Below are 24,841 nucleotides of genomic sequence, written 5' to 3' on the forward strand. Positions count from 1 at the left end.
GGCTATGCAATTGAAATAAATGGGAACGGAGATCTATGTGTAGAATTTCAGGTATAATTGATAAAAAAAGATCAATAGATCAAATCGAACGGGAGGTTAAGGGCATGTGCGACATAATGGCGCACGGCGGTCCGGATGGGGAGGGGTTTTATACTAACGCCAGCGAAGGAATTGTGATTGGACATAGACGTTTGGCGTTGATCGATCTCTCTCCTTGTGGTCATCAACCAATGAAATATCAAGCAGGCGAATTTATAATTTCTTTCAATGGAGAAATTTTCAATTACCAGGAACTCAAACAGGAACTTCAAAATTTGGGCTTTTTATTTGATACCGAAAGCGATACCGAAGTTATACTAGTTGCCTATGTAGCTTGGGGCATAGCGAGCTTCGCAAAGCTCAAAGGCATGTTTGCGTTTTATTTATATGACTCAAACCTTAAATGCAGCTATTTAGTCCGCGACCAATCGGGTATTAAACCCTTATATTATCGCGCAACAGCACAAAATTTAGTTTTTTCTTCAGAAGTTAAGGCTTTTACCAAAACCTGTTATAGTTATAGCGAACAACCTGATTGGAAAATCTATTTCCTCGCTTTTGGACACATACCAGAACCATATAGCACTTTTAACGAAGTATTGATGCTCGCAAAGGGGCATTATCTGGAATGGCAACATCAATCGGATACTTTCGAAATCAAAAATTATGTCCAGCTTCGGCAAATTGAAAGAATTTCGGACAAAGAGGCTGCTAAATTGGCTGTGGAACAAAATTTACGTGCATCGGTCAAAAGACACCTATTATCAGATGCTAAAATTGGCGTTTTTTTAAGCGGCGGCATAGATAGTAGTATTGTAACACTACTTGCAGATGAAGTTATGAACCAGAATCTAAGTACCCTGAACACCATTTCGATCAACTTCGAAGAAACAGCCTATTCAGAGAAAGTATTTCAGGATACTGTAACTGAGAAAATTAATAGCAAGCATTCGGAATACACCATTACCCAAGCTATCTTTTTAGAACATTTTCCTGCTGCTCTAAAAGCTATTGATCAACCGACTGCAGATGGGGTCAACTCATGGTTTATAAATTATTTTGCAAAAGAAAATGGGTTGAAAGCAGTTTTATCTGGCATTGGTGCAGATGAGCTTTTTGGAGGTTATCCATCTTTCACACGGATGGGACTAGTTAAACAACTTAAAAAGTTACCAAAACTCATCCTTAAGAAGAGCTTGATCTTCAAGAAGTCAGCTTTTAAGCGTTTTTACTATTTAAGTTATCAAAACACTGTTGGTGAATATCTTTTTTTAAGGGGAATATTTACCCCAGATGAAATCTCAGCTTTATTGAATTGCACCATAGAGAAAGTAGATGGTGTACTAAAAAATGTAAACATTGCACCCGTCCCCAATTATTTAGATAATGGAGAAAGGGCAAGCTGGTTGGAATGCAATTTATACATGCAGAACCAATTGCTTAAAGATACCGATTCTATGAGCATGCAGCACGGTGTAGAGGTACGGGTCCCGTTTTTAGATCAGGACTTACTTGATACGCTTAAATCTATTAAACCCAAGCTGAAATTTAAAACTGATCGGCCAAAATCACTTTTGATTGATGCATTTTCTTCCATACTGCCAACTGCAGTATGGGACCGAAAAAAAATGGGCTTTACCTTCCCCTTCCAACTTTGGTTAACAAAAGACGAGCAATTTTTAACTTCGATAAGAACGGGTGGAAACCAAAGTGCAACAAAAATAGTTGATACATTTAGACAGGGTAATTTACATTGGAGTAAAGTAATGTTGCTTTACCAGGTATTTAAAAATTAGAGAAACGAGTTGAGAGATTGTAGAGTTCTTTTTCTGACCTTGCATACCTTCAGTTTAACCGGGGGCATCGAGAAAATGAGTAAAACATTTGCAAAAGCACTAGATGATTTAAAAGTTGCCAGGCAGATTGTTTCTTATCAGGTGTTATCTATGTACGATGACCTGGCCGATCCGCAATATATTCCGCAAGACCAATTCAAAGGATATAAGGCTAATCGGTTTGTTTTCGGAATGGCAGCAGTAAGAAAAGGCTTAAATGCTGACGTCCTCATCATCAGTCATCTGCACCTCCTGGTTTTTGCCAGCATTGTTAAGAAATTGAAACCTAATATCAGAATTGTACTTTTTGCCCATGGCATAGAAATCTGGAGCCCACTACCCAATTGGAAAAAGCTGTTGTTAAATAAAATAGAGATTTGGGCTGTGAGCCAGTATACTGCAGCGCAAGTAATAAGTCGGCACGGCATTAATCAAAAACAGATAAAAGTTTTGAATAATAGCATAGACCCATTCTTAAAAATATCCAATGTAACATCAAAACCAAATTTGTTATTAAATAAATACGCTATCAATAGTGGTCAAAAGGTTTTGTTGACCATTTGCCGTTTATCTTCAGCCGAACAGTATAAAGGTTATGATCTTGTGATTAAATCACTAAAACAAGTTATCCAACTCTATCCTGATCTTGTTTATCTATTGGTTGGAAAAGCAGATGTAATAGAATTGGCGCGGCTAAACGAACTCATTGAAGAATTTAAAGTAGATAAAAATGTAATTCTTACCGGATTTGTTCCTGATTTGGAATTAAATCATCATTATCAATTGGCGGATGTATTTGTAATGCCAAGCAAAGCTGAAGGGTTTGGCCTTGTATTTATAGAAGCGGCTGCCCATGGCTGTTCGGTTATCGGTGGCAATGCTGACGGTAGCAGGGACGCCTTATTAAACGGTGAATTGGGAATGTTGATTGATCCCACTAGCCAAGCAGAGATTGAAACAGCAATTTTGATTGCTCTGCAAAAAGGCAAACAAGATGACATCCAAAAAAAATGTATGGAAAAATTTGGTTATGAGGTTTATAAAAAGAAAGTGGCCGAACTATTAAAATATTGACAGCTGGCCTAATTTAACCAATAAGGCTATAATTTGGTTAGAGAATTGCCCACTTAGGGGGAGCAAAGATTTTCAGGAATGAAAATCACGTAGAAACCTCATTCTAACTATTATTATGGTTTTTTTATTCCATATTGAGGAACTATCCTTACCCATTCAATTTTTCAATTGCCATTTTCGTTTAGTTTAACAGCAAAAATTGCTGAACTAAACGAAAATGTTCTACAAATATTTAACAAGATACTTTTTACGCCTGATCCCAAAAATTGAATATTTCGGAAGATCTGTAAATCAAAAAACCTGTTATCGTTATGATAACAGGTTTTTTGATGTTTTGTCTAATCTTGCGGACCGGACGGGACTCGAACCCGCGACCTCCGCCGTGACAGGGCGGCATTCTAACCAGCTGAACTACCGGTCCGTCTTTCCCTTTCGGGATTGCAAATATAGGAACTATAATTACAATTCAAAATTAATATATTAATTATTTTTGAATAAAAACCTAACTCATTAAGCTACAGAGCCCTCTTTCATCTTTTCTGCATTCTCAGCGAACTGTAATGCATCAATTAGTTCTTGTACGCCACCATCCATCACCCCATTCAGGTTATATAACGTTAAACCGATACGGTGATCCGTTACCCTTCCCTGCGGATAATTATACGTTCTGATCTTAGCTGAACGGTCACCAGTAGAGACCATCGTTTTACGTCTTGAAGCAATATCTCCATTACGTTTCTGCAATTCGATATCATATAGCTTACTCCGTAACATCTCCATCGCAATCTCTCTGTTACCCAACTGTGAACGTTCCTGCTGACAAACAACAACCATACCTGATGGTCTGTGTGTCAACTGTACTTTCGTCTCTACCTTATTTACATTCTGTCCACCTGCACCACCTGAACGCGAAGTCTGCAGATCAATATCAGCAGGGTTCAAATAGAAATCGATTTCCTCGGCCTCAGGCAATACCGCTACCGAAGCAGCTGAAGTATGTACCCTTCCCTGTGTTTCTGTATCAGGCACACGCTGTACACGGTGTACACCAGACTCATATTTCAATTGTCCGTATACATCTTCTCCGCTAACTTTCATGATCACCTCTTTGTATCCGCCGGCTGTACCTTCAGTAACATCCACAACTTCAACTTTCCAGCGTTTCTGCTCAAAGAAACGGGTATACATCCGGAATAAATCACCAGCAAATAAAGCTGCTTCATCACCACCAGTACCACCTCTGATCTCGAACACTGCATTTTTAGAATCCTCAGGATCTACAGGGATCAGCATCAGGCGAACCTTTTCCTCAATCTCTTCCTGCTGTTTCAACAGCAGATCTAATTCTTCTTTAGCCATTTCACGCATCTCCGCATCCTTTTCAGTCAGCAGAATTTCTTTGTTTGCGTCAATGTTGCTCATTACATTTTTGTAAACCAGATACTCATTTACAATCTTGCTTAAATCTTTATATTCTTTATTTAACTGGGCAAAACGTTTCATATCCTGCATAGTATCAGGATTAGTCAATTGCTCTTCTACATCTTCCCAGCGAATTTTTATAGCTTCTAATTTCTCTAACATAATCTTTTTATTCAGCAAATAAATAGCTGCTCAACCCCTTTCACAATGTTTATACCGTTAATCTCCAGCTTATCTGGCTGGAAACTACCGGATCAGAAAGGTATACTGAAGCACTTGGTATTTATCAGGATTACAAAAATAAGGAATTTCGGTGAAATATAGGATTGTTTTTCAAGGACAGTCAGGCTACGCAACTAATAATTGATCAGCGCATTAGTAAAGATTTTATTCCCCTGCCTTTTCAAAATACTTTAAACTCAACTCTTCACCATCAAAAACGGCATAAGAATTAAATCCAAACCATTCTCCAATATTGTAATATTTACTTTCTTTACCCAGGTCAACGATCATCGGTAAATGACGGTGACCATAAATAAAATAATCATAATGCTGTTTTTCAAGCACCTCTCTCGAATACACAGCCAGCCACTCTTTATCCTCACCCAGAAAAACTTCTTCTGTTGCCGTATTCACAATCCTGCTATGTCCAGACCAGCCAGTAGCGATTCCTAAACCAATTCTTGGTGGAAGCACAGAGAATAACCACCTGCAAACCGGATTTCTGAAGAATTTCCGCAACACCCGGTAACCTGCATCGCCAGGCCCCAGGCCATCACCGTGATGCAGATAAAAACTTTTCCCACCTCTATGAATAACCAGCTCATCACTAACGATCTGTATCCCCATTTCTTTGGTAAAATAATCATCTACCCACATGTCGTGGTTTCCTTTAAAAAAATAGATTTTAATACCCGCATCAGACATGGAAGCTAATTTCCCAAGTAAACGGATATATCCTTTAGGTACAACGGTTTTATACTCAAACCAAAAATCAAAAATATCTCCCATCAAAAATAACTCTGCACAAGTTGGTTCAATGGTATTAAGCCAGCGTACAATCCTGTCTTCACGAAGGCGGCTTGCAGCATGATTTGGTGACCCTAAATGAAAATCAGAGGCAAAATATATGTTCTTTTTCATCAATATTCAAAGATAGTCAACCATTTTATCAATCATGTCCAAAAATATTTTTTACCGGCAATCGGCCTTAACCCTATGATAAAATGAATACTTAGCCCATTAGATCAGTCAGCTTTGTCAAATCAGCCTCAATTTTGAATCAAATGCAGACAGTTGAGAATCATTACAAACAAATTTTGTAAATTCGCAACAAATTTAAATACATGATTTCTACAGATATAGCCATCATTGGCGCCGGACCCGTAGGTTTGTTTGCTATTTTCGAAGCAGGTTTGCTTAAAATGCGTTGTCATTTAATTGATTACTTACCTCAGGTTGGAGGTCAGCTTTCCGAAATTTACCCTAAAAAACCTATATATGATATCCCTGGTTATCCGAGCGTACTAGCTCAGGAACTAGTTGATAACCTGGTAGAACAAGCTAAACCATTTCACCCTGGTTATACTTTAGGCGAACGTATTGAAGGTTTGGAGAAACGTGGTGAAGGTGATTTCGTACTGACAACCAATATGGGTACTATCATAGAAGCCAAAGTTGTAGTAATTGCTGGTGGATTAGGTTGTTTTGAACCTCGTAAACCTGTCGTATCCGGACTAGAGCAGTTTGAAAACGGACGCGGCGTAAATTACATGATCCTTGATCCTGAGCAGTACCGCGGACAGAAAATGGTAATTGCAGGTGGTGGTGACTCTGCATTGGACTGGACTATATTCCTTGCTGATCTAGTTGAAGAATTAACACTTGTACACCGCAGCGAAAGCTTCCGTGGAGCACCAGACTCCGTAGCTAAAGTAATGCAGCTGGCAGAGAGCGGAAAAATCAATCTTGTACTCAACAGTAACCTGGGTGCTGTAACAGGAACAGGCAAGCTGGAAAAGGTAGAGATTGTACACAACAAAACACTTGAAAAAACTATCGTTGATGCTGACCATTTAATTCCTCTTTTTGGATTAAGCCCTAAATTAGGCCCGATTGAGCAATGGAACCTGAATATTCATAAAAGTGCAATCGAAGTTAATACTGATGATTACTCGACCAATATCCCGGGTATTTATGCAATCGGTGATATCAATACTTATACAAACAAATTGAAACTAATCCTTTGTGGATTCCACGAGGCTGCATTGATGAGTCATAGTGCTTACCAGTACATGAACCCTGGTATTAAATACACGATGAAATATACCACAGTTAACGGAGTAGCAGAATTTTAAATAATGGAAGAAAATAATATTACCGTACACGTTCAGAACCCTGATGGCACATTAACTTCACTGGAAGCCCCTGTTGATATGGGATTAAGTTTGATGGAGTATCTTAAAGCGTGTGAATATGATATTTTAGCTACCTGCGGTGGGATGGCCTTATGCGCAACCTGCTGTGTGGATGTTTTGGAAGGTGAAGACAAGTTAAAGGAAATGACAGATGACGAATATGCCATGCTGGATACTTTACCTGACCTTTTACCAAATTCAAGATTAGCTTGTCAGCTGCAATTAAGCCACGAAATGGATGGGCTGGTTGTCAAACTGCACGGTACTGACTAATTACTATCTGCGGGTGCTGCGATTACTTTTACAGGATCACCTATAGTCTTATAAGTACCCTCACCTTTTAATATTGCAAGCATTTTAGTGGAATTGCCAAGCACTGATTTAGCAGCTTCCAATTCCTTATCATACTGGAATGCTTGCACTATTTTACCCTTCTCAAAATAATACCTGCTTACAATCTGCGTTTCAAGTATTCTTTTAATCTCTGCTTTGTGCGTGAATATCTCTGTTTTTTTAGCCACCAGCATCTTCGCTTTCAGCTCTTCCAGATCTTTCTTAACCAGTGATAGTTTTTGTTCTTTTTCTGCTTCAGTTCTCAAATCTGACAGCAATCTTTCTGCTGTAGAAGTATAAGAATAATCTTTTCCATCCAGCGAATTCGCAAAAGCAGCATAATCTTCTTCCGACACCTGGAAATCTGTAGCCGGGCTGATTGTTGCGTGGCTCTTTTTATAAGCATTGGCGAAATCAAAGAACATGCTCTTACTAATTAAAGAAATTGTTATAGGACTTAGCTTGATAGCTCCAACCAGCAGATCAGGGTAAACACCACTTCCATTATAGACAACCCTTCCCGTTTTAGTGTTATATTTTGCAATCAGGGAGTCTGCAATTTTCAAATTTTTCCCTTCTTTATTTTTATGCGCGTAGTCTACCGCCTGTATACACCTGCCTGAAGGCGTAAAATACTTGGCTACTGTAACTTTAACCAGACTATTATAAGGTAGATTGAAAGTTTGCTGAACCAGTCCCTTACCGTAACTCCGTTGCCCGATCACCACACCTCTGTCCAGATCCTGCAATGCGCCCGCAACTATTTCTGAAGCGGAAGCAGAAGAACCATTAATCAATACCACCAACGGAAGATCTGGCAGCAGCGGCATATTACTTGTCTTATAATTGATTGTTTTTTCAGGATTGCGGGCCTTTTGGGTTACCACAACCAGATCTTTATTGACAAACAGATTGACAATTTTTACAGCTTCCTGCAAGATCCCTCCTCCATTATATCTCAGATCAAGGATCATCCCTTTCGGATGTTGTTTATTCAACTCGATTGCTGCGTCCTGTACTTCCTGTGCAGAATTCTCCAGAAACTTATCCAGCCTGATGTAGGCAAGATCACCGATCATCCCTGAATAAGAAACATTAAGTTGTTTGATTTCGTCTCTGACCAACTGTTTTTGCAGGACTGTACCTTCTCTGATCAGCAGCAGATCTACGGCAGAACCGCGCGGACCGCGAAGCAAACGGCTCACTTCTGCACGTTCTTTTCCTTTCACTTCAATGCCATTGATCTTTATAATCTGATCGCCGGGCTGAACACCAAGCTTAAACGCAGGATAACCTGCACTTACTTCATTTACAAAAAGTTTTCCTTCGATAAAAACTGTACTGGCACCAATTCCGCCAAACTGTGTGCTCACATATTTCAGCTTATAATCTTCTACCTCAGATTCTGGAATATAAGTAGTATAAGGATCCAATGTGTCCAGCATCGCATCGATACCGCTTTTCATTAGATCTCCGGCATTGGTTTCATCCACATAATTGATGTTAATTTCCCGGTATAAGGACGCGAAAATGTCCATATTTTTAGATACCAGGAATAAATCCTCCTTAAAAGACCAGGTAAAAGACGCAAATGCAATAAGAGCAAATAGAAGTGCAAACTTGTTTCTTTTCATGGGCATACAGATAAGTTAAAGAGGATGGCCTTGCCTATTGCTTATAACCTGTTTCCGTTAGGATCAGCAAGTGCTTTATTGATGGTAAATTCAACATATCTGACATCTCTTTTTAATAATGCAGTTAATTGATTAACCAGCTGATCTTCCTGACCAGGTGCAAATATTAAATTCTCTTTAGCTAAATCTCTGTATTTTCTAAGGACTTTGATTTTAACTCTTTCTGCTGATTCAGGAGTGAACGTAAAGCTTGCCATAATATATTCTTTCCCGCAAAAATATGAAAAAAAAACAGCAATAACTCAACAAAGCACCTTCTATATAGCAGATCTCCCGCCCGCTTGCTGCTGAACGGAATCCGGGCATACGACGGAGTTAATTTATATATATATTTACGATTATGTACGCAACATTTTTAGCACATCAGTGGATGAGTTTTTGGAGATCCAAAGGCAAGGGTGGAACAATTGCCACACAACTGATTATGGGCTTTATTATACTTTACCTGGTTCTTGTTTCCATTTTCATCGGGTATAACATGGAACATATTATCGAAGAAATGCTTCCCGGCAAAGACGTCATGCTGGTTTTCAACGGCATGATCCTCTATTATTTCACCATAGAGTTCCTCATGCGTTTACAATTGCAAGAGCTTCCAACACTGGCTGTACAACCTTATCTGCACCTGAATATTCCCAAAAGCAAACTGATTTCATTCTTAAATATCACCGCACTTTTTTCAGTTTTCAACCTTCTTCCCCTACTGCTTTTCTTTCCCTTTTCCATTTTAAAGATCAACAGTGATTTTGGCGCGTTTGCCTGTATCATGTATTTACTCGCTATTATGTCTTTAGTGATTTTCAATAATTATGCTGCACTTTATTTCAAAAGGCTGACTATAGGAAACCTTAAAGCGGGAATACTGGGCTCAGTTTTTTTAGTTGCCGTCGGTCTGCTTGAATACTTTAAAGTCTTCTCCATCGCATCGCTGTCGAATCATGTTTTCCATGTGATAACGACTACGCCACCAGTCGCCACCATTTTCCCTGTTGCGGCAGTTATTATGCTCACGATCAACACCCGTTTTTTAAAGAGGAATTTATATCTCGAAGAACTGCAGTCTGCAAAGCAGAAAAAATCAAGTACAGATTACCCCTTTCTTGACAGGTTTGGTGAAACAGGGGTTTACCTTGCCCTGGAGATCAAATTAATATTGCGCAACAAAAGGTCACGCTCAACACTCACCAAAGGGCTCCTTTTTATCTTCTACGGCCTTCTTTTCTATAAACAGGAAACATTGGATGCCAACAAATTCTGGTCTCTGATCTTTCCCGCTACTTTTATGACCGGAAATATGATTATGCTTTACGGACAATTTATGTTTGGCTGGCAAAGTGCAGAATTTGACGGGCTCTTAACCAGCAAACTAAATATAAAGACTTTTTTCAAAGCAAAATTTCTGTTATTCACTATCGGATCAACTCTTCTAACAGCCGCAGTAAGTATTTACGGACTAATCAGCTGGAAAATCCTGATCCTTCAGTTTGCAGTCTATTGCTATAATATCGGGGTTACTTCAGTGATTACTTTATACTTTGCCACAAGAAACTACAAGGCGCTTGACCTCAGTAAAGGATCTGCGATGAACTGGCAGGGAATTACAGCTTCTACCATGCTGCAAACTATTCCGCTCATGCTCAGCCCTTACTTAATTTATTTACCCATATCCCTGATTTCAAACCCCTATTGGGGGATTGCCGGCGTTGCCATTACCGGCCTTGCAGGTTTATTGACCAGGAACTTCTGGATCAACTTCCTCACCAAAGAGTTCCAGGAAAGAAAATATAAAATCGCAGAAGGCTTTAGACAAAAATAAAATGCTGGAAATTAAACAACTAAAAAAAGAATACGCAGGTACTACCGTAGTAGATATTGATCATCTAACCATTAACGCCGGCGAGACCGTTGGCATCGTTGGCAATAATGGGGCAGGTAAAACAACCCTGTTCAGAATGCTATTAGACCTGATCCGTCCCTTTTCAGGAGAGATACTCTCCAAAGGTAAAAATGTAGCCCAGGACGATCAGTGGAAAAACTATACAGCCTCTTTCCTGGACGAAGGATTTCTGATCAATTACCTCACCCCAGAAGAATATTTTATTTTTATCGGCTCCCTCCAACACTACAGTGCTTTGGAGGTCATGAATTCCTTAATCCCCTATACAGAGCTCTTTAACGGGGAAATTATGAACAGCGGCAAATATATCCGTGACTTCTCCATGGGAAACCAAAATAAAATAGGCATTGTTGCAGCCCTGCTCCAAAACCCAGAATTACTGATTCTCGATGAACCCTTTGCAAACCTTGACCCAACCACACAAATCAGGCTTAAAGACCATTTAAAAACTTTAAAAACAAAACAACTTACTACCCTGATTTCCAGTCACGACCTCAACCACGTTACAGATGTCTGCGAACGTATCATCTTATTTGAAAAAGGAAAAATTATCAAAGATATGTACACCAACGAAAATACCCTGAAAGAACTCGAAGCCTATTTTTCGTTAAGGACTGTCTAATTGAGTCCCCTTTTACTAAGTCCTTTCTAATCAAATTCTTTTTAATTAAGTTCCTTGTCATAGACTCCTTCTAATCGAGTCCTTCTAATTGATTTTTCTAACTGGTTTTTTCTAATTAAGGTCTTTCTAACAAATTGAGTTCTTCTAATTGGGTTTTCGTAATTAAGGTCTTTTTAATAAGTTCCTTGTGATTGGGTTCCTTCTAATCGAGTCCTTTCTAATTGATTTTTCTAACTGGCTTTTTCTAATTAAGGTCTTTTAATTAAATTCCTTGTGATAGGTTCCTTCTAATCGAGTCCTTTCCAAATGGTTTTTTCTAATTAAGTCCTTTCTAATTGGTTCCTTCTAATTAAGTCCTTTCTAAATGGTTTTTCCTAATTAAGGTCTTTTTAAGCTTTCCAACTATCCTCCTGTAAATTAAGCCCTTTCAAAAGTCCCCTCCTCTCCAACCCACCCATAAGCTGAGATAAAAAATGGATGTAGTGTTTTTTTGACGTGCATTCATTCTTCATGAATGCGTCAAAAAAACACTACATCCATTTTTTATCGAAGACTCAAAAACTTTTTTATATTTACGGCTTCCTTAAATCCTCAAAACACCATAATTACAATGGCAAGATTAAATCTTTTGGAAGAAACACGTTTCGAAAAACTCCCTGTTTCAGTATTTGATAACCCAGCAGCAGCATCCATAAACGTTGCACAGCGTATCGCTAATCTCATCAGAGAAAAACAAGAAAAGAAGCAAAAGGCAGTCCTAGGCCTTGCGACCGGTGTTACACCGATTGCAGTATACGCAGAGCTTGTACGTTTACACAAAGAGGAAAATCTGAGTTTCAGCAACGTGATCACATTCAACCTGGACGAGTATTACCCGATGCAGCCTAACGCCGCTCAGAGTTATGTGACCTTTATGAATGAGAATTTATTCGATCACATTGATATTCCTAAAGAAAACATTAATATTCCCGACGGTACACTCGAACTGGAAGCTATTCCTGCATTCTGTCTTGATTATGAACGCAAAATCGGAGAGCTCGGTGGTCTGGATATTCAAATCCTCGGAATTGGACGTACAGGACACATTGGGTTTAACGAACCGGGTTCTGCCCCCAATTCAGGAACCCGTCTGGTTACTCTTGATGATCTGACCAGAAGAGATGCAGCAAGAGACTTCGGTGGAAAATCTTTCGTCCCTTCCAAAGCAATCACCATGGGAATCGGGACTATTTTCAAAGCCCGTGAGATCATTCTGATGGCATGGAACCAGAAAAAAGCTTCTATTATCAAAAAAGCAGTAGAAGGAGAAATTTCAAGTGAAGTACCCGCCACCTATCTGCAATTATCAGATCATGTAGAATTTATCCTTGATAAAGACGCAGCTTCCTTATTGACCCGTTTTGATACGCCATGGCTTGTTAAAGACTGTGTATGGGAAGATAAATTAATCAGAAAAGCAGTAATATGGCTTGCAAATACACTGAAAAAGCCGATTTTAAAACTTACCGAAGATGATTTCAATAATCACGGTATGGCACAATTAGCCATTGAAAGAGGCCCTGTTTATAACATCAACATTCATATTTTCAATAAATTACAACACACCATTACCGGATGGCCGGGAGGAAAACCAAACGCAGACGATTCTCAGCGACCGGAAAGAGCAACTCCAGCTAAAAAAAGAGTAGTTATTTTTTCTCCGCATCCAGACGATGATGTGATCTCTATGGGTGGTACTTTTATCCGCCTGGTAGATCAGCAGCACGATGTCCATGTCGCTTACCAAACCTCAGGAAATACGGCTGTTTGGGATGATGACGCTTTAAGATTTGTAGAATTCAGCATTGACTTCGCAGAAAAAATGGGACTGGATCAAAAAGAGCTGAAGGGTATATATGACAACATGCGTACTTTCATTGCAGCTAAAAAACCTAATCAGGTTGATACACCAGAAATTCAATCTGTAAAAGGACTGATCAGAAAAGGAGAAGCAATTGCAGGAGCCCGTTACTGCGGACTAGAAGATGATCATATCCATTTTATGGCACTTCCTTTTTATGAAAGCGGAAAAAACAAGAAAAATCCGGTAACCAATCTGGATGTTGAACTCACTATAGAACTACTTCAAAAAGTTAAACCTGAGCAGATTTTTGCTGCCGGAGACTTTGAAGATCCGCACGGAACACACCTGGTTTGCTTTAACATTATTATTGAAGCCATGAACCGCCTGCGCGAAACAGAAGAATGGGCAAAAAACTGCTGGTTATGGATGTACCGCGGCGCATGGCAGGAATTTGATACGCATGAAATTGAGATGGCAGTTCCTTTGAGTCCTCAGGAACTGCTGAAAAAGAAATATGCAATTTTCAAACACCAGTCACAAAAAGACAGAGCAGTATTTCCAGGGGACGATTCCAGAGAATTCTGGGAGCGTGCTGAAGATAGGAACAGAGACACTGCGAAAGCTTATGATGACTTGGGATTAGCAGAATACGAAGCAATGGAAGCTTTCGTCCGCTGGAAATTCTAAGCAATATTTCCAATAAAATCTAGCGCCTGTTCAAGAAATCGTTCAAAACTATATCAAAACACAGTTTCAGACCGTTTCTTAAACAGGCGCTTTAAATTAAAACCATATGTATAAAAATATATTCCCGATTATCGGATTAGCTTTGCTTGCAGCAATTAACAACCCGGTATCAGGACAACAAAAGACTACAAAACACCAACCAGTCGCTAAGCATACTGTAAGCGCCGGAAAATTAATCCCCAATGACCCAGCCGTTAAAATCGGCAGATTACCCAATGGCCTGACCTATTATATCAGGAAAAATGTGGAGCCTAAAAACCGGGCCGAGCTCTACCTGGCCAACCGCATCGGTTCTTTAATGGAAAATGACGATCAGCTAGGACTGGCACATTTTACCGAACACATGGCTTTTAACGGTACAAAGGATTTCCCTAAAAATGAAATCATCAATTATCTGCAGAAAGCGGGGGTACGTTTCGGCGCTGATTTAAATGCTTATACTTCATTTGATCAGACTGTGTATCAATTGCCAATTCCCACAGACAGCACAGAGCTCTTCCATACTGGTTTTAAAATTCTGGCCAACTGGGCAGGAAAAATCTCTATGGACGGAGCCGAAATAGATAGAGAAAGGGGTGTCATTATTGAAGAAGACCGTCAGAGCGGCAAAAACTCAGCAGAACGCATCAGAAAACAACTGCTGCCGGTCATGCTTAAAGATTCCCGTTATGAAAAAAGGCTTCCTATTGGAAAAATAGACCTCTTAAAAACTTTTACACACGATAAGATCAGAAACTTTTATGCAGACTGGTACAGGCCAGACTTGCAAGCAGTAATTGCAGTTGGAGATTTTGATGTCAATGAAGTGGAGCAATTGATTATTGCCAACTTCTCCGGTTTAAAAAATCCGGCTAAAAAGAAAGAAAGATTAAATTATGACCTTCCGGACAATAAAGCACCACTAGTTAAAATTATTACTGATGCAGAACAGCAATACAATGTGGCTTCTGTAACCTGGAAACAACGCGGAAATATCTTAAAAACGACCACAGATCAGAGAAAAAATGTTGTTTATAGTATGATTAACGCTATGCTATCCGCACGCTTTCAGGAAATCCTGGAAAAGAACAGCGCCCCGTTCTTGTTTGCACAAGGTTCTTTTGGTAGTTATCAGGGAGGCTTAGTTCCAAAAATCAATGCTTTTCAAACTACTGCCGGAGCAAAATCAGGAAAAGACCTCTTACCTGCATTTACCGCAGCAGTTGCGGAGAGTGAAAGGGCCGTCAAATTTGGTTTTCTACAATCAGAACTAGATGTGGTTAAAAAGAATATTGAAGCCGGGAATGAGATGCTGTTGAAAGAGAAAGACAAAACTTCATCTGTTGCTTTTGTAGGAGAATACCTGAGTCATTTTTTAACTGGCTCTGCAATAGGTTCAATCGGGTTCAATTATAAAGACACGAAAGAAAACCTGAAAACGATCACCCTGGCCGAAGTAAATGCACTGGCAAAAACATTGATTACCAACCAAAATCAAATTATTATTGTAACCGCTCCTGAAAAGGAAAAATCGAATCTTCCAACTACGGCTCAATTACTTGCTGCCTTAACCAATGCAGAAAAAAACCTGAAACCCTATGTGGATAATGCTGTTGATAAACCTCTTTTAGCACAAAAACCAGTAGCTGGAAAAGTGGTCTCAGAAAAGAAATTTGAGGATATTGGTGTTACCCAGTGGACGCTGAGTAATGGCATTAAAGTTTTGCTTAAGCCAACAGATTTCAAGAATGATCAGATACTTTTCAGTTCTTTTTCCAAAGGAGGGACTTCATTAGCAGATCCGGATGATTATCAGTCTGCTGATAATGCAGGGATTATTACTCAAAGTGGTTTAGGTGATTTCAACCCTTCACAACTCAACAGGCTTTTAGCCGGGAATACAGGCAGCGCAGGTGCTTATATAGGTGAATTATACCAGGGCTTTAGTGGAAGTGCTGCGCCTAAAGATTTGGAAAATGCACTTCAGATGGTTACCGCTTCGGCTTTGACCCCGCGTAAAGACATAGAGATTTTTAACAAATCAATCAGTGATGCTAAAGTAAGTCTGGAGAATAAAGATGCAGAGCCAGAAAGCGTTTTTGCAGATACAGTACAAGCCGTTCTTTCTTCTTATCATAAAAGAAGCATGCCCTATACATTAGCAGATATTGATAAAATCTCTCTGGACAAAGCTTTTTCGTTCTATAAAGCGCGCTTTGCGGACCTTGGAGAACAAAGCTTTGTATTTGTGGGTAACTTTGACCTCAATACAATTAAACCGCTTATAGAGACTTATATTGCCAGTTTACCAACCTTGAATAAAAAGACCGGTTATATTGATCTTGGATCACGCACTCCAAATGGGACCATTAGTAAAACAGTCTACAAAGGTTTAGAAGAAAAGGCCAGTGTCCAGTTATATATTCACGGTGATTATGATTATACAGCGGCAAATAATGTACAACTGGATGCTTTAAGCAGTGCTTTGGAAATCAAAATCCTCGAAAGATTGCGTGAAAAAGAAAGTGGTGTTTATTCTCCGCAGGTTTCACTGAGTGTAAATAAATATCCAAGAGCACATTACTATTTCACCATCTCTTTTAGTTGTGCGCCAGCAAATACAGAAAAGCTAATTGCTGCTGCATTGGACGAAGTAAAAATAATAAGAACTAACGGAGTAACGGCTCAGGATCTGGCAAAATTCAAATCTGAGGTACAGCGTCAGCAAGAATTAAATCTGCGTAACAATGGCTATTGGCTTGGTTACCTGACCACCAGGCTTAAATATGGAGATGATTTGAACCAGCTACTGACCGCAAAAGAAAGACTCAATGAAGTGACCACTGAATCTTCTAAAACGAATGCACAAAAGTATTTAAAACAGGATAACTATATCCGGATGGTCTTAATGCCGCAGAAATAACAAATAAGACATAAACCAGAAAGCGGACATGATTTGATTCATGTCCGCTTTTTTTATTTAGTCTCGACCCCTACCGGGCCACTGGCATCACTCTCATTTTTTAACCTGTCGAGCGCAGTAACCAGGTAAGTATATCTTTTGCCTTTAATGATATTGGTATCCAAAAACGATGGGGTATCATTAAAGCTGATTTTGATCATATTTTTAGGATTGACCACGCTGATTTTTTCTCCTTCATCAAACCGGTAAATCACATAACCGGAAGCTGTTTCTCCATCAGCTGCTTTTAACGGCGCTGACCATTTCAACTGTACACCTATGCCTGCAGCCTCTGCACTTAGACCCTGTGGTATATTTGGCACAATCTCGTCCAGCCAGGGCATTTGTGGGGGAAGTGCCGGATATTTGTATAAATCATTTCTCAGAGAATCTGCTGTTGCTCTTGCCACAGTAGAAAATGACCTGGAACTAAAGAATACACTTCCCTGTACCCGGTTATTCTCGCGCATGTACCTGACCTGATCCAGGAGCTGATTTGGATCCCGCCAGGCAGCTTCCATACGCTGATTCATCAGGTAAGCAGCCTGTCCGATATAAAGGTGCCTGCCATAAGTATTGTTACTCCACCAATCTACTAAAGTGTCAAATGGCGCAGCCTTCCTGGTGAAACTGAAATAGACCTGCGGATTGATATAATCTACCCAGCCTTCTTTAATCCATTTCCTGGAATCAGCATACAATTCTGTAAAGTTAGAAAGACCATGTGTTTCAGATCCCTGGGGATCCTCTTTACTGTTTTTCCATATCCCAAACGGACTGATTCCGAATTTTACATATTTTTTATAATGGTGGATACTGTCATCCAGCTGTTTAATCAACAGGTCAACATTGTTTCTTCTCCAATCATTCAGATTTGTAAATCCATTAGAGTATTTGCTGAAGGTAGCTCCATCATTGATGCGCTGTCCGGCAATAGGATAAGGATAGAAGTAATCATCAAAATGGATCCCATCTACATCATAACCTTTAACCACATCTAAAATAACCTGCACAATATATTCTCTGACCTCAGGTAATCCCGGATCAAATTGTTTTTTCCCGCCATAGGTAAAAAACATATCTGGTCTTTTTTTGGTCATATGATCTTCGCTGAATACAGTATTTGCACTCATACTTGCCCGATATGGGTTAAACCAGGCATGTAATTCCATACCACGCGAATGCGCTTCTGTAATCGCAAACTCCAAAGGGTCATATCCCGGACTTGGTGCAACACCTTGTTTGCCCATCAGCCACTGACTCCACGGCTCTCTTGATTTTCGGTAAAATGCGTCGGCTGCAGGCCTTACCTGCAGCATAATCGCGTTCATTCCATTTCTTTTATGCTGATCAAGCAGCCCAATCAACTCCTGCTTTTGTTCATCCACACTCAGGCCTGGTCTTGAAGGCCAGTCTATATTCGTAACAGTTGCAACCCAAACCCCTCTGAACTCCCTTTTTGGAGCAATTTTTGCTGCTGTTTGTGCATAGATAAAAATTGGGGTAATTAAAGTTGTTAGAATTGCAAAAACAATCTTTTTCAGCATTATTAGTTCTTTTGGTAGTTTAAATTTAAAATAAATGTGGGGATGTAATTCTCAAGTTTCAACCCCGGTTTTAGCAATTAAACGATTTTTTTTTAGCTCTCATACAAATTGAGTCTTTTTTTTACCAGAAATTATATTATTTATCCTATGTTCGTTTTTTTTATCAATAAGAATCATAAACAATTCGACAAAGAAACCTCAATTTTTGATTTCAAATGTTAGACCGTAAAGATCCCGTAAATAAAGGAGACCGTAATAAGATATATTTTCTAATTGTAGTAATAGTGGCCTTATTAGGCACAAATGCCTTTTTATATTTCAAGGATAAATATGAAAAAGAGCGTTTCGTCACTACCAATACCGAGAAAGACAGACTAAAACTGGAAGTAGAAAAGATAGAGGTCGAATTCGATAAGGTGAATACCATGAATGTTGCCCTTACTGAAAAACTTCAGAATGAGCAGAAACTGGCCAGAATTAAAATCTCAGCACTTAAACAATCTTTACAAAAAGGACAGGTTACACAGGCAGAGCTTACTACTGCTCAGGAAGAACTTAAAAAATTAAGAGCATTTTTAACAGATTACAAAGATGATTTCTCCAGGCTGGAGAAGGAAAACTCTTTCCTTAAGGCCGAAAGAGACAGCCTGGTCAGATCAGTAACTACAGTATCTGCCAAAGCAAATGCACTGGAAAAGAAAAACACAGAATTAAATGCCAAAGTAAAAAGTGGTGCAGCTTTAAAGGCTTTTAATGTAGCTCTTGCTGCTTTTAAAGTTAAAAACAGTGGTAAAAATGTAGAAGTAACCAAAGCTTCAACAGCTAAGAAACTAGTCACTTATTTTAATATCATTCCTAACGAACTGGCTACAAAAGACTATCACAAAATTTATATCCGTGTTTTTGATCCTTCAGGCAATCTGATTGCTGATGAGCAGAACATGTTTGAGGCAGAAGGCCAGGAAATGCAGTATAGTGATATGATTACTATTTCTTATAACAATGACGCAACAGCTTATACAATTGAATGGGTAAACCCAAGACCTTTCGTGAAAGGCACTTATGCAATTCTGCTTTACGCAAATGGCTTTAACATGGGGAAAGCATCTATTACGTTAAATTAATTTAAGCCTGTGCCTGAACAAGCGGAAAACTCAAATAGAAGGTCGTTCCCGTATCAGCCACTGATTTAAAGTCTATTGTTCCGCCTGCATTCTCTACAGCCTGTTTCACAAAAGCTAAACCTAAGCCTGTTCCAGAAGACTTGGTTGTAAAATTAGGGACAAATATTTTTGGCTGCAGCTCCAGATCAATTCCTTTTCCATTATCCTCTACCTCTACCCAAACATAATGCTGATCATTGCTAATCTTGATAAAGATCATGCACTTATCTTTCATATTTGCAGCTTCTATCGCATTCTTCATCAGATTATTGAATGAACGCAGCATCTGATCTTTATCACCCTGTATCAGCACCTCCTTATTGGTCAGATTAGAAATATAGATTTCTACATTTTTGGTGTTTACAAAAACATCTCTTGTTTGTTCAATAATTGGGATCAGTTTCAAATTCTCCAGTTTGGTATCCGGCATTTTGGCAAAATTCGAAAACTCTGAGGCAATAGTGGCCAGACTATCAATCTGCTCTACAAAAGATCTGTAGAAACGTTCAAATTTCTGTTCGAAATTAGGATCCTTCTCTTTCCATGATTTCTCCAGCAATTGTACTCCAAGCTTTAAAGGGGTAAGCGGGTTTTTAATCTCATGAGCAACCTGCTTGGCCATCTCACGCCATGCACTCTCCCTTTCAGATTTGGCCAGCTTAACCGCACTTTCTTCCAGCGCAGCTATCATTTTATTATATTCTTTGATCAGTGAACCAATCTCATCATGACGAGACCAGATAATAGGCTGATTTTTCTGTCCGAGTTTAGTCTTTTTAATACTCTCCTGAATAAAAGTTAACGGACTTGTGATCTGATTGGCCAGGAATACTGCCAAAATACCAATAGCCACAAAAACGAGCGCATAAATATTAATCAGTGTATTAATGAACAATCCTATTTTCGACTGATAATCAGCTTCATTTCCATAATAAGGCAAACCGATATAAGCGACAGTTTGATTTTGTGCATTACGGATCGGTGCGTAAGCAGAAGAATATTTGAATTCACCGATTGTTTCCTGAGGATTGGAATATTCTGACCGTTGAACCTGCTTCAGATAGATATAGGCTTTAGGCTCCATTTTAGTACCTATAATGCCATAATCATACATCTTAGGCAATGAAGTGAACAAAAGGTTCCCATCAGTATCAAATAAGTTTAAATAGGCAGAATTGATATCAGCAAACTGGTTGAAATTAATTACAGCCATATCAGTGGCTTCTGGTATCCCAGTACTGAATATTTGCTTCTCATAAGAGAGCTGTACTTTGCGGATCTTTTCTCTGATAAAATCTTCTTGTTGTTTTCTGTACTCATCGCGGATATAAAAGAAAGTAGACCAGCCAACGATCAGTAAGGTTGCTACAACAGAAAGTACAATAGAAAGCTGTATACGGGTCTTGTACAAGATCTTATTCGCATTGATCATTAAAGAGCGGTTGATATTAAACCATCCTCCCCAGCTCTTATCAATGTTCTTCAATAACCAGATGAGCATATATAATGCCGCAGAAAAGATAATAAACATTAAAAAAAAGAAAGATAATGCAGCGAGCCTGACAATATAATTCACCTTCTCTTTACTAATGACGATGATTTTGGAGTTACTGGCAGAATAAATTAAATGGCTATACCCTAATTTAGGTTCATTTATAATTACCGGCTCCCCGTAAACACCTTTAAACTCTGTATTTGCTATTTTATAAGTATACTTTCCTGCCTGTTTGATCAGCTTATTATTGTTATAAAAGGCAAAAGAGTAATTGCTGTAATCTTCATCATTTTTCAACTTGCCATCAATCAGAATCTCAGGAAACTGGCTGTTATAGTTATACTGCTGTGACTTTAATTCGATGACCAGTGTACCCAGGATGTGGTTATCATCAAAAATCGGAATAATACCGAAGTAATTCTGATAGCCGAAAGTATCATTCAGACGGTAAAAGAAGTTCGAAATCTTTACAGAACCAGATTTAACCAGGTTTTGATAGTGTTGCAATGACCGGTCTTCTCTTACAGCAAGTGTCGAATCGGTTGCATTAAACTCATAGAAATTATGTTCAAACGGAGATAAATATCCATCTAAAAAGGTCTTGATAATATAATTCTGCAACGCAAGATGCCTGTTTGATCCCGGACTTTTAAAATAATCTGTAATGAACAGATCATTGGAGATTCCATTCCCAAGGCTTTCAATAGAATTGATAACTTTAGGATCATCAGAAGATTGCAACTTTTGTGCAATTACATACCGGTTGCTTCGCTCTTTAATATCATTGAATTTCAAATACTTAATAGAAGAAATAAAAGCAAGACAGAAAAAAACAGCAGCAAAAACACCTATAGAAAATTTATTCTTCTGAATATAGCCATTATAGCAAATGATAAACAGGAATAAAGCGTATGCAATAAAAAAAGCTGTAAATTCTATGCACAACATATAAATGAAATACAAAGCAAACAGGCTCAGGAATACAATTAACCGTTCTTTATTGCTAACATTTAATTGTCTGGTCAGGTCTATACAGATATTGGCCAGCAGATAAACATTAAACCAGACCAGGCAAAGAATAATAATACATACCCAGCTTAACCAGCTCAGGTTGATAATATTAGTAATATCAAAATTGATTTTGGAATTATAAATAAGACCAAAAAAGACTTCATTCATCAAAAAGGCTATACCGGAAAATAGGAGCAGCAGCAATAGGTGGAAAAACAAACCCGCTATTTTGCTATTGGTCATCCATTTCGGAAGCCGGTACTGGTCTTTATAAGTAAACATAAAAAGTACAACCCAGGTAATGGAGAGTACATTAAGCAGGAAGTCTCCAAGAGAAGGCAGGAAGAAGCTTTCTGCATAAATAGCAGGGCTGAAAATTTCCAGACTGAACTGATGGTTATACCAGCCATATTCCAGATCAGTAACTCTTACCCCTAAGAAAAAAGCAATGATCAACAGTGTTGCCGGGACCAGATAACCTCTTTTAGCCAGCCGCGCACAAAATGAATTTACAAAAAGGGCAAAGCTGAATAAACCGACTATCCAGAGCCAGATTTGTATGGTGGAATAAACGCTCTCTGTATAATTGGGTTTGAGTTTAACCTCAAACAGCAATTTTCCATCGAGGTTCATGATGCCGTTCACCTGTTCATCCATAAACGAGGCCAGCGCCAGAGAGTTAGAAGACGATAAATCTTTAACAATCCCGTTTTTAAGATACCGGTTCTGAATACTGAACTGATCTTTGATATCGATCAGAAAGATCAAAGTATAACTTCCTTCTGTCTTTTTTATCGCTTCATACCATCCATTGGCCAATTGCAGAAAGGAAGATCCTTCTTTTAACTTATCCGGGTTTGGTGGTATCGCTTTGTAAGAACTCCAGAATTTAAGGACGGAATGGTCATAGGTCAGGATATTAATTCCTCTGGCGCCAAAGGAATTAATATAATTCAAAGCAAATGTTTCATTCAGGTGAAATTGCTTGGCCCTTTCAAGCTGTTGCGCATCTGCTAAGAAATCATATACAGTCTGTTCGTTTAAAGCAAGGTTTTCCTGAAGTTTACCTGCCTCATGTTGCAGGAGGTCTTTTTCTGTTATAGAGTGTTTTAACGATAAGGCTGTAACTATACAGCATATCCCCAGAATCAATAAAAGAAATCTTATTTTACCCCCTATATTCACGCCGGATCTTTTTTTTAAATACCGATTAAACAGGGATAGCAGCTGAACTGGTCTGTGCTTCTCTGCTTACTTTTTTTACCAGCCCTTGTAAAACTTTACCAGGTCCTACTTCTATAAATTCATTTGCTCCGTCTGCCAGCATACGCTCTACTGTTTGTGTCCATCTCACTGCACCTGTCAATTGCGTGATTAAATTAAATTTAATCTTTTCAGGATCTGTTTGTGGTCTTGGATCAACATTCTGGTAAATCGGACATACCGGAGGCAAAATTGTAGTGTTTTCTATGGCTTCCTTCAGTTCGATCCTTGCTGGTTCCATCAGCGGAGAGTGAAATGCACCACCCACATTTAATTTCAAAGCTCTCTTTGCTCCTGCTTCTGTTAATTTTGCACAGGCCAGATCTATACCTTCAATACTGCCGGAAATAACCAGCTGGCCCGGGCAGTTATAATTTGCGGCAACCACCACTTCGTCAGTTTCTGCACAGATTTTTTCCACTACATCATCTGCTAATCCTAAGATTGCAGCCATAGTTGAAGGCTGTAATTCGCAGGCTTTCTGCATTGCATTTGCACGTGCAATCACTAGTTTTAATCCATCTTCAAAAGAGATTGCTGAAGCAGCAACCAAGGCTGAGAACTCTCCTAAGGAGTGTCCGGCAACCATATCAGGTTTAAAATCATCTCCTAAAGATTTGGCAAGGATCACCGAGTGCAGGAATATGGCAGGTTGAGTAACGCTGGTTTGTTTCAACTCTTCTTCAGTACCCGAGAACATAATGTCGCTGATGCGGAAGCCAATAATCTGATTTGCTTTTTCAAATAATTCTCTGGCCATTTCAGTTTCGTACAGTTCTTTACCCATACCTGAAAATTGCGCGCCCTGCCCTGGAAATAAATATGCTTTCATTTATATTATTATTGTTTTCTAATGTAACCGTGCTGTTATTAACCTCAAAAACTCTGCCCTCGTTTTATCTTTGGCAAATTCTCCTGTAAAAGCTGAGGTAGTTGTCACTGAATTTTGTTTTTGTATCCCTCTCATTGCCATACACAAATGCTGACATTCAATTACTACTGCTACTCCTGCCGGATTTAAAGTTTCCTGAATACAATCTCTGATTTCGTTCGTCAGTCTTTCCTGTACCTGCAATCTTCTTGCAAAAGCATCTACCACACGTGGAATCTTGCTTAAACCAACAATATGGCCATTTGGAATATAGGCTACATGTGCTTTTCCAAAGAAAGGCAGCATGTGATGTTCACACATAGAATAAACTTCGATGTCTTTCACTACAACCATCTGGCTGTAATCTTCTTTAAACATTGCTGAACGCAAAATTTCATCTGGCTTAATATCATAACCATGAGTCAGATATTGCAATGATTTAGCCACACGTTCAGGCGTTTTTAATAAACCCTCACGCTGAGGATCTTCTCCCAGCTGAGTCAATATATCCGTATAGTGACTGGAAATAGAAACTGTTTTTGCTGTATTGTAACGATCTATTTTAACATACCCTTCGTTTTCCTCACCGAAGGCATCTAATGCATTATTTTCCATGTATATCCTGTG

Annotated in this window: 17 protein-coding genes and 1 tRNA gene; 9 read left to right on the forward strand and 9 right to left on the reverse strand. The window is 39.0% G+C overall.

Annotated features, from left to right (window positions below; all coding sequences use genetic code 11):
* Positions 1–35 precede the first annotated feature (35 nt).
* Both asnB and AB3G38_RS15865 read left to right on the forward strand, forming a co-directional pair.
* On the forward strand, positions 36–1,835 hold the full coding sequence (gene asnB, locus AB3G38_RS15860; protein WP_367864840.1) for an asparagine synthase (glutamine-hydrolyzing): 1,800 nt from the start codon (positions 36–38) through the stop codon (positions 1,833–1,835).
* A 75-nt stretch (positions 1,836–1,910) separates the two neighbouring features.
* A complete protein-coding gene (locus AB3G38_RS15865; protein ID WP_367864841.1) occupies positions 1,911–2,948 on the forward strand; it encodes a glycosyltransferase family 4 protein in 1,038 nt (345 codons plus the stop codon).
* 347 nt (positions 2,949–3,295) lie between these two features.
* Here the strand turns inward: AB3G38_RS15865 and AB3G38_RS15870 are convergent.
* From AB3G38_RS15870 to AB3G38_RS15880, 3 genes are all read right to left on the reverse strand, one after another.
* A tRNA-Asp gene (locus AB3G38_RS15870) sits at positions 3,296–3,369 on the reverse strand.
* 89 nt (positions 3,370–3,458) lie between these two features.
* Positions 3,459–4,532, reverse strand: a complete 1,074-nt coding sequence (gene prfA, locus AB3G38_RS15875; protein ID WP_183868400.1) for a peptide chain release factor 1 — start codon at positions 4,530–4,532, stop codon at positions 3,459–3,461.
* Between the two features lie 225 nt (positions 4,533–4,757).
* Positions 4,758–5,513 (reverse strand): UDP-2,3-diacylglucosamine diphosphatase, encoded by a 756-nt coding sequence (locus AB3G38_RS15880; RefSeq protein ID WP_367864842.1) that lies wholly within the window; start codon positions 5,511–5,513, stop codon positions 4,758–4,760.
* 203 nt (positions 5,514–5,716) lie between these two features.
* On the opposite strand from AB3G38_RS15880, the gene AB3G38_RS15885 reads away from it, so the two are divergent.
* Both AB3G38_RS15885 and AB3G38_RS15890 read left to right on the forward strand, forming a co-directional pair.
* The gene (locus AB3G38_RS15885) at positions 5,717–6,727 is read left to right on the forward strand and encodes an NAD(P)/FAD-dependent oxidoreductase (RefSeq protein WP_367864843.1); all 1,011 of its coding nucleotides are present in this window, start codon (positions 5,717–5,719) and stop codon (positions 6,725–6,727) included.
* Between the two features lie 3 nt (positions 6,728–6,730).
* Positions 6,731–7,060 (forward strand): 2Fe-2S iron-sulfur cluster-binding protein, encoded by a 330-nt coding sequence (locus tag AB3G38_RS15890; protein WP_068405051.1) that lies wholly within the window; start codon positions 6,731–6,733, stop codon positions 7,058–7,060.
* Here AB3G38_RS15890 and AB3G38_RS15895 read toward each other — a convergent pair.
* Both AB3G38_RS15895 and AB3G38_RS15900 read right to left on the reverse strand, forming a co-directional pair.
* Positions 7,057–8,754 carry a S41 family peptidase gene (locus tag AB3G38_RS15895; protein WP_367864844.1) on the reverse strand — a complete coding sequence of 566 codons (1,698 nt, stop codon included), beginning with the start codon at positions 8,752–8,754 and terminating at the stop codon, positions 7,057–7,059. The genes AB3G38_RS15890 and AB3G38_RS15895 overlap by 4 nt on opposite strands.
* 41 nt (positions 8,755–8,795) lie before the next feature.
* Complete coding sequence (locus AB3G38_RS15900; protein ID WP_111636124.1) at positions 8,796–9,011, reverse strand: hypothetical protein; 216 nt, start codon at positions 9,009–9,011, stop codon at positions 8,796–8,798.
* A gap of 143 nt (positions 9,012–9,154) precedes the next feature.
* Between AB3G38_RS15900 and AB3G38_RS15905 the strand changes: the two genes are divergently transcribed.
* The 4 genes from AB3G38_RS15905 to AB3G38_RS15920 all read left to right on the forward strand — a co-directional run bounded on the left by AB3G38_RS15905 (position 9,155) and on the right by AB3G38_RS15920 (position 16,825).
* Positions 9,155–10,630, forward strand: coding sequence for a DUF5687 family protein (locus AB3G38_RS15905; RefSeq protein WP_367864845.1), 1,476 nt, complete (start codon positions 9,155–9,157; stop codon positions 10,628–10,630).
* Between the two features lies 1 nt (position 10,631).
* On the forward strand, positions 10,632–11,333 hold the full coding sequence (locus AB3G38_RS15910) for an ABC transporter ATP-binding protein (protein ID WP_367864846.1): 702 nt from the start codon (positions 10,632–10,634) through the stop codon (positions 11,331–11,333).
* Positions 11,334–11,943: 610 nt separating this feature from the next.
* Positions 11,944–13,863 (forward strand): glucosamine-6-phosphate deaminase, encoded by a 1,920-nt coding sequence (nagB, locus tag AB3G38_RS15915; RefSeq protein ID WP_367864847.1) that lies wholly within the window; start codon positions 11,944–11,946, stop codon positions 13,861–13,863.
* 106 nt (positions 13,864–13,969) lie between these two features.
* Entirely contained in the window at positions 13,970–16,825 is a 2,856-nt protein-coding gene (locus AB3G38_RS15920) for a M16 family metallopeptidase (RefSeq protein ID WP_367864848.1), read from the forward strand.
* Between the two features lie 53 nt (positions 16,826–16,878).
* Here AB3G38_RS15920 and AB3G38_RS15925 read toward each other — a convergent pair whose 3' ends face one another.
* Entirely contained in the window at positions 16,879–18,411 is a 1,533-nt protein-coding gene (locus AB3G38_RS15925; protein ID WP_367864849.1) for a glycoside hydrolase family 10 protein, read from the reverse strand.
* A 215-nt stretch (positions 18,412–18,626) separates the two neighbouring features.
* Here AB3G38_RS15925 and AB3G38_RS15930 point away from each other — a divergent pair, with 215 nt between their 5' ends.
* Positions 18,627–19,535 carry a hypothetical protein gene (locus AB3G38_RS15930; RefSeq protein WP_367864850.1) on the forward strand — a complete coding sequence of 303 codons (909 nt, stop codon included), beginning with the start codon at positions 18,627–18,629 and terminating at the stop codon, positions 19,533–19,535.
* Position 19,536: 1 nt separating this feature from the next.
* On the opposite strand, the gene AB3G38_RS15935 is transcribed toward AB3G38_RS15930, so the two are convergent.
* From AB3G38_RS15935 to folE, 3 genes are read right to left on the reverse strand one after another with little or no spacing between them, the layout of a single operon-like run.
* The gene (locus tag AB3G38_RS15935) at positions 19,537–23,265 is read right to left on the reverse strand and encodes an ATP-binding protein (RefSeq protein WP_367864851.1); all 3,729 of its coding nucleotides are present in this window, start codon (positions 23,263–23,265) and stop codon (positions 19,537–19,539) included.
* Positions 23,266–23,290: 25 nt separating this feature from the next.
* Complete coding sequence (gene fabD / locus AB3G38_RS15940) at positions 23,291–24,175, reverse strand: ACP S-malonyltransferase (protein ID WP_367864852.1); 885 nt, start codon at positions 24,173–24,175, stop codon at positions 23,291–23,293.
* Between the two features lie 18 nt (positions 24,176–24,193).
* On the reverse strand, positions 24,194–24,829 hold the full coding sequence (folE, locus tag AB3G38_RS15945) for a GTP cyclohydrolase I FolE (protein WP_367864853.1): 636 nt from the start codon (positions 24,827–24,829) through the stop codon (positions 24,194–24,196).
* Positions 24,830–24,841: the final 12 nt, after the last annotated feature.

The organism is Pedobacter sp. WC2423, from assembly GCF_040822065.1.
In the GTDB taxonomy this organism is placed as follows: Bacteria; Bacteroidota; Bacteroidia; order Sphingobacteriales; family Sphingobacteriaceae; genus Pedobacter.

Bases quoted from the DNA above. Each gene is read 5' to 3' on its own strand.
- asnB (WP_367864840.1), top strand. From the start codon at position 36: ATGTGTAGAATTTCAGGTATAATTGATAAAAAAAGATCAATAGATCAA.
- AB3G38_RS15865 (WP_367864841.1), top strand. From the start codon at position 1,911: ATGAGTAAAACATTTGCAAAAGCACTAGATGATTTAAAAGTTGCCAGG.
- prfA (WP_183868400.1), bottom strand. From the start codon at position 4,532: ATGTTAGAGAAATTAGAAGCTATAAAAATTCGCTGGGAAGATGTAGAA.
- AB3G38_RS15880 (WP_367864842.1), bottom strand. From the start codon at position 5,513: ATGAAAAAGAACATATATTTTGCCTCTGATTTTCATTTAGGGTCACCA.
- AB3G38_RS15885 (WP_367864843.1), top strand. From the start codon at position 5,717: ATGATTTCTACAGATATAGCCATCATTGGCGCCGGACCCGTAGGTTTG.
- AB3G38_RS15890 (WP_068405051.1), top strand. From the start codon at position 6,731: ATGGAAGAAAATAATATTACCGTACACGTTCAGAACCCTGATGGCACA.
- AB3G38_RS15895 (WP_367864844.1), bottom strand. From the start codon at position 8,754: ATGAAAAGAAACAAGTTTGCACTTCTATTTGCTCTTATTGCATTTGCG.
- AB3G38_RS15900 (WP_111636124.1), bottom strand. From the start codon at position 9,011: ATGGCAAGCTTTACGTTCACTCCTGAATCAGCAGAAAGAGTTAAAATC.
- AB3G38_RS15905 (WP_367864845.1), top strand. From the start codon at position 9,155: ATGTACGCAACATTTTTAGCACATCAGTGGATGAGTTTTTGGAGATCC.
- AB3G38_RS15910 (WP_367864846.1), top strand. From the start codon at position 10,632: ATGCTGGAAATTAAACAACTAAAAAAAGAATACGCAGGTACTACCGTA.
- nagB (WP_367864847.1), top strand. From the start codon at position 11,944: ATGGCAAGATTAAATCTTTTGGAAGAAACACGTTTCGAAAAACTCCCT.
- AB3G38_RS15920 (WP_367864848.1), top strand. From the start codon at position 13,970: ATGTATAAAAATATATTCCCGATTATCGGATTAGCTTTGCTTGCAGCA.
- AB3G38_RS15925 (WP_367864849.1), bottom strand. From the start codon at position 18,411: ATGCTGAAAAAGATTGTTTTTGCAATTCTAACAACTTTAATTACCCCA.
- AB3G38_RS15930 (WP_367864850.1), top strand. From the start codon at position 18,627: ATGTTAGACCGTAAAGATCCCGTAAATAAAGGAGACCGTAATAAGATA.
- fabD (WP_367864852.1), bottom strand. From the start codon at position 24,175: ATGAAAGCATATTTATTTCCAGGGCAGGGCGCGCAATTTTCAGGTATG.
- folE (WP_367864853.1), bottom strand. From the start codon at position 24,829: ATGGAAAATAATGCATTAGATGCCTTCGGTGAGGAAAACGAAGGGTAT.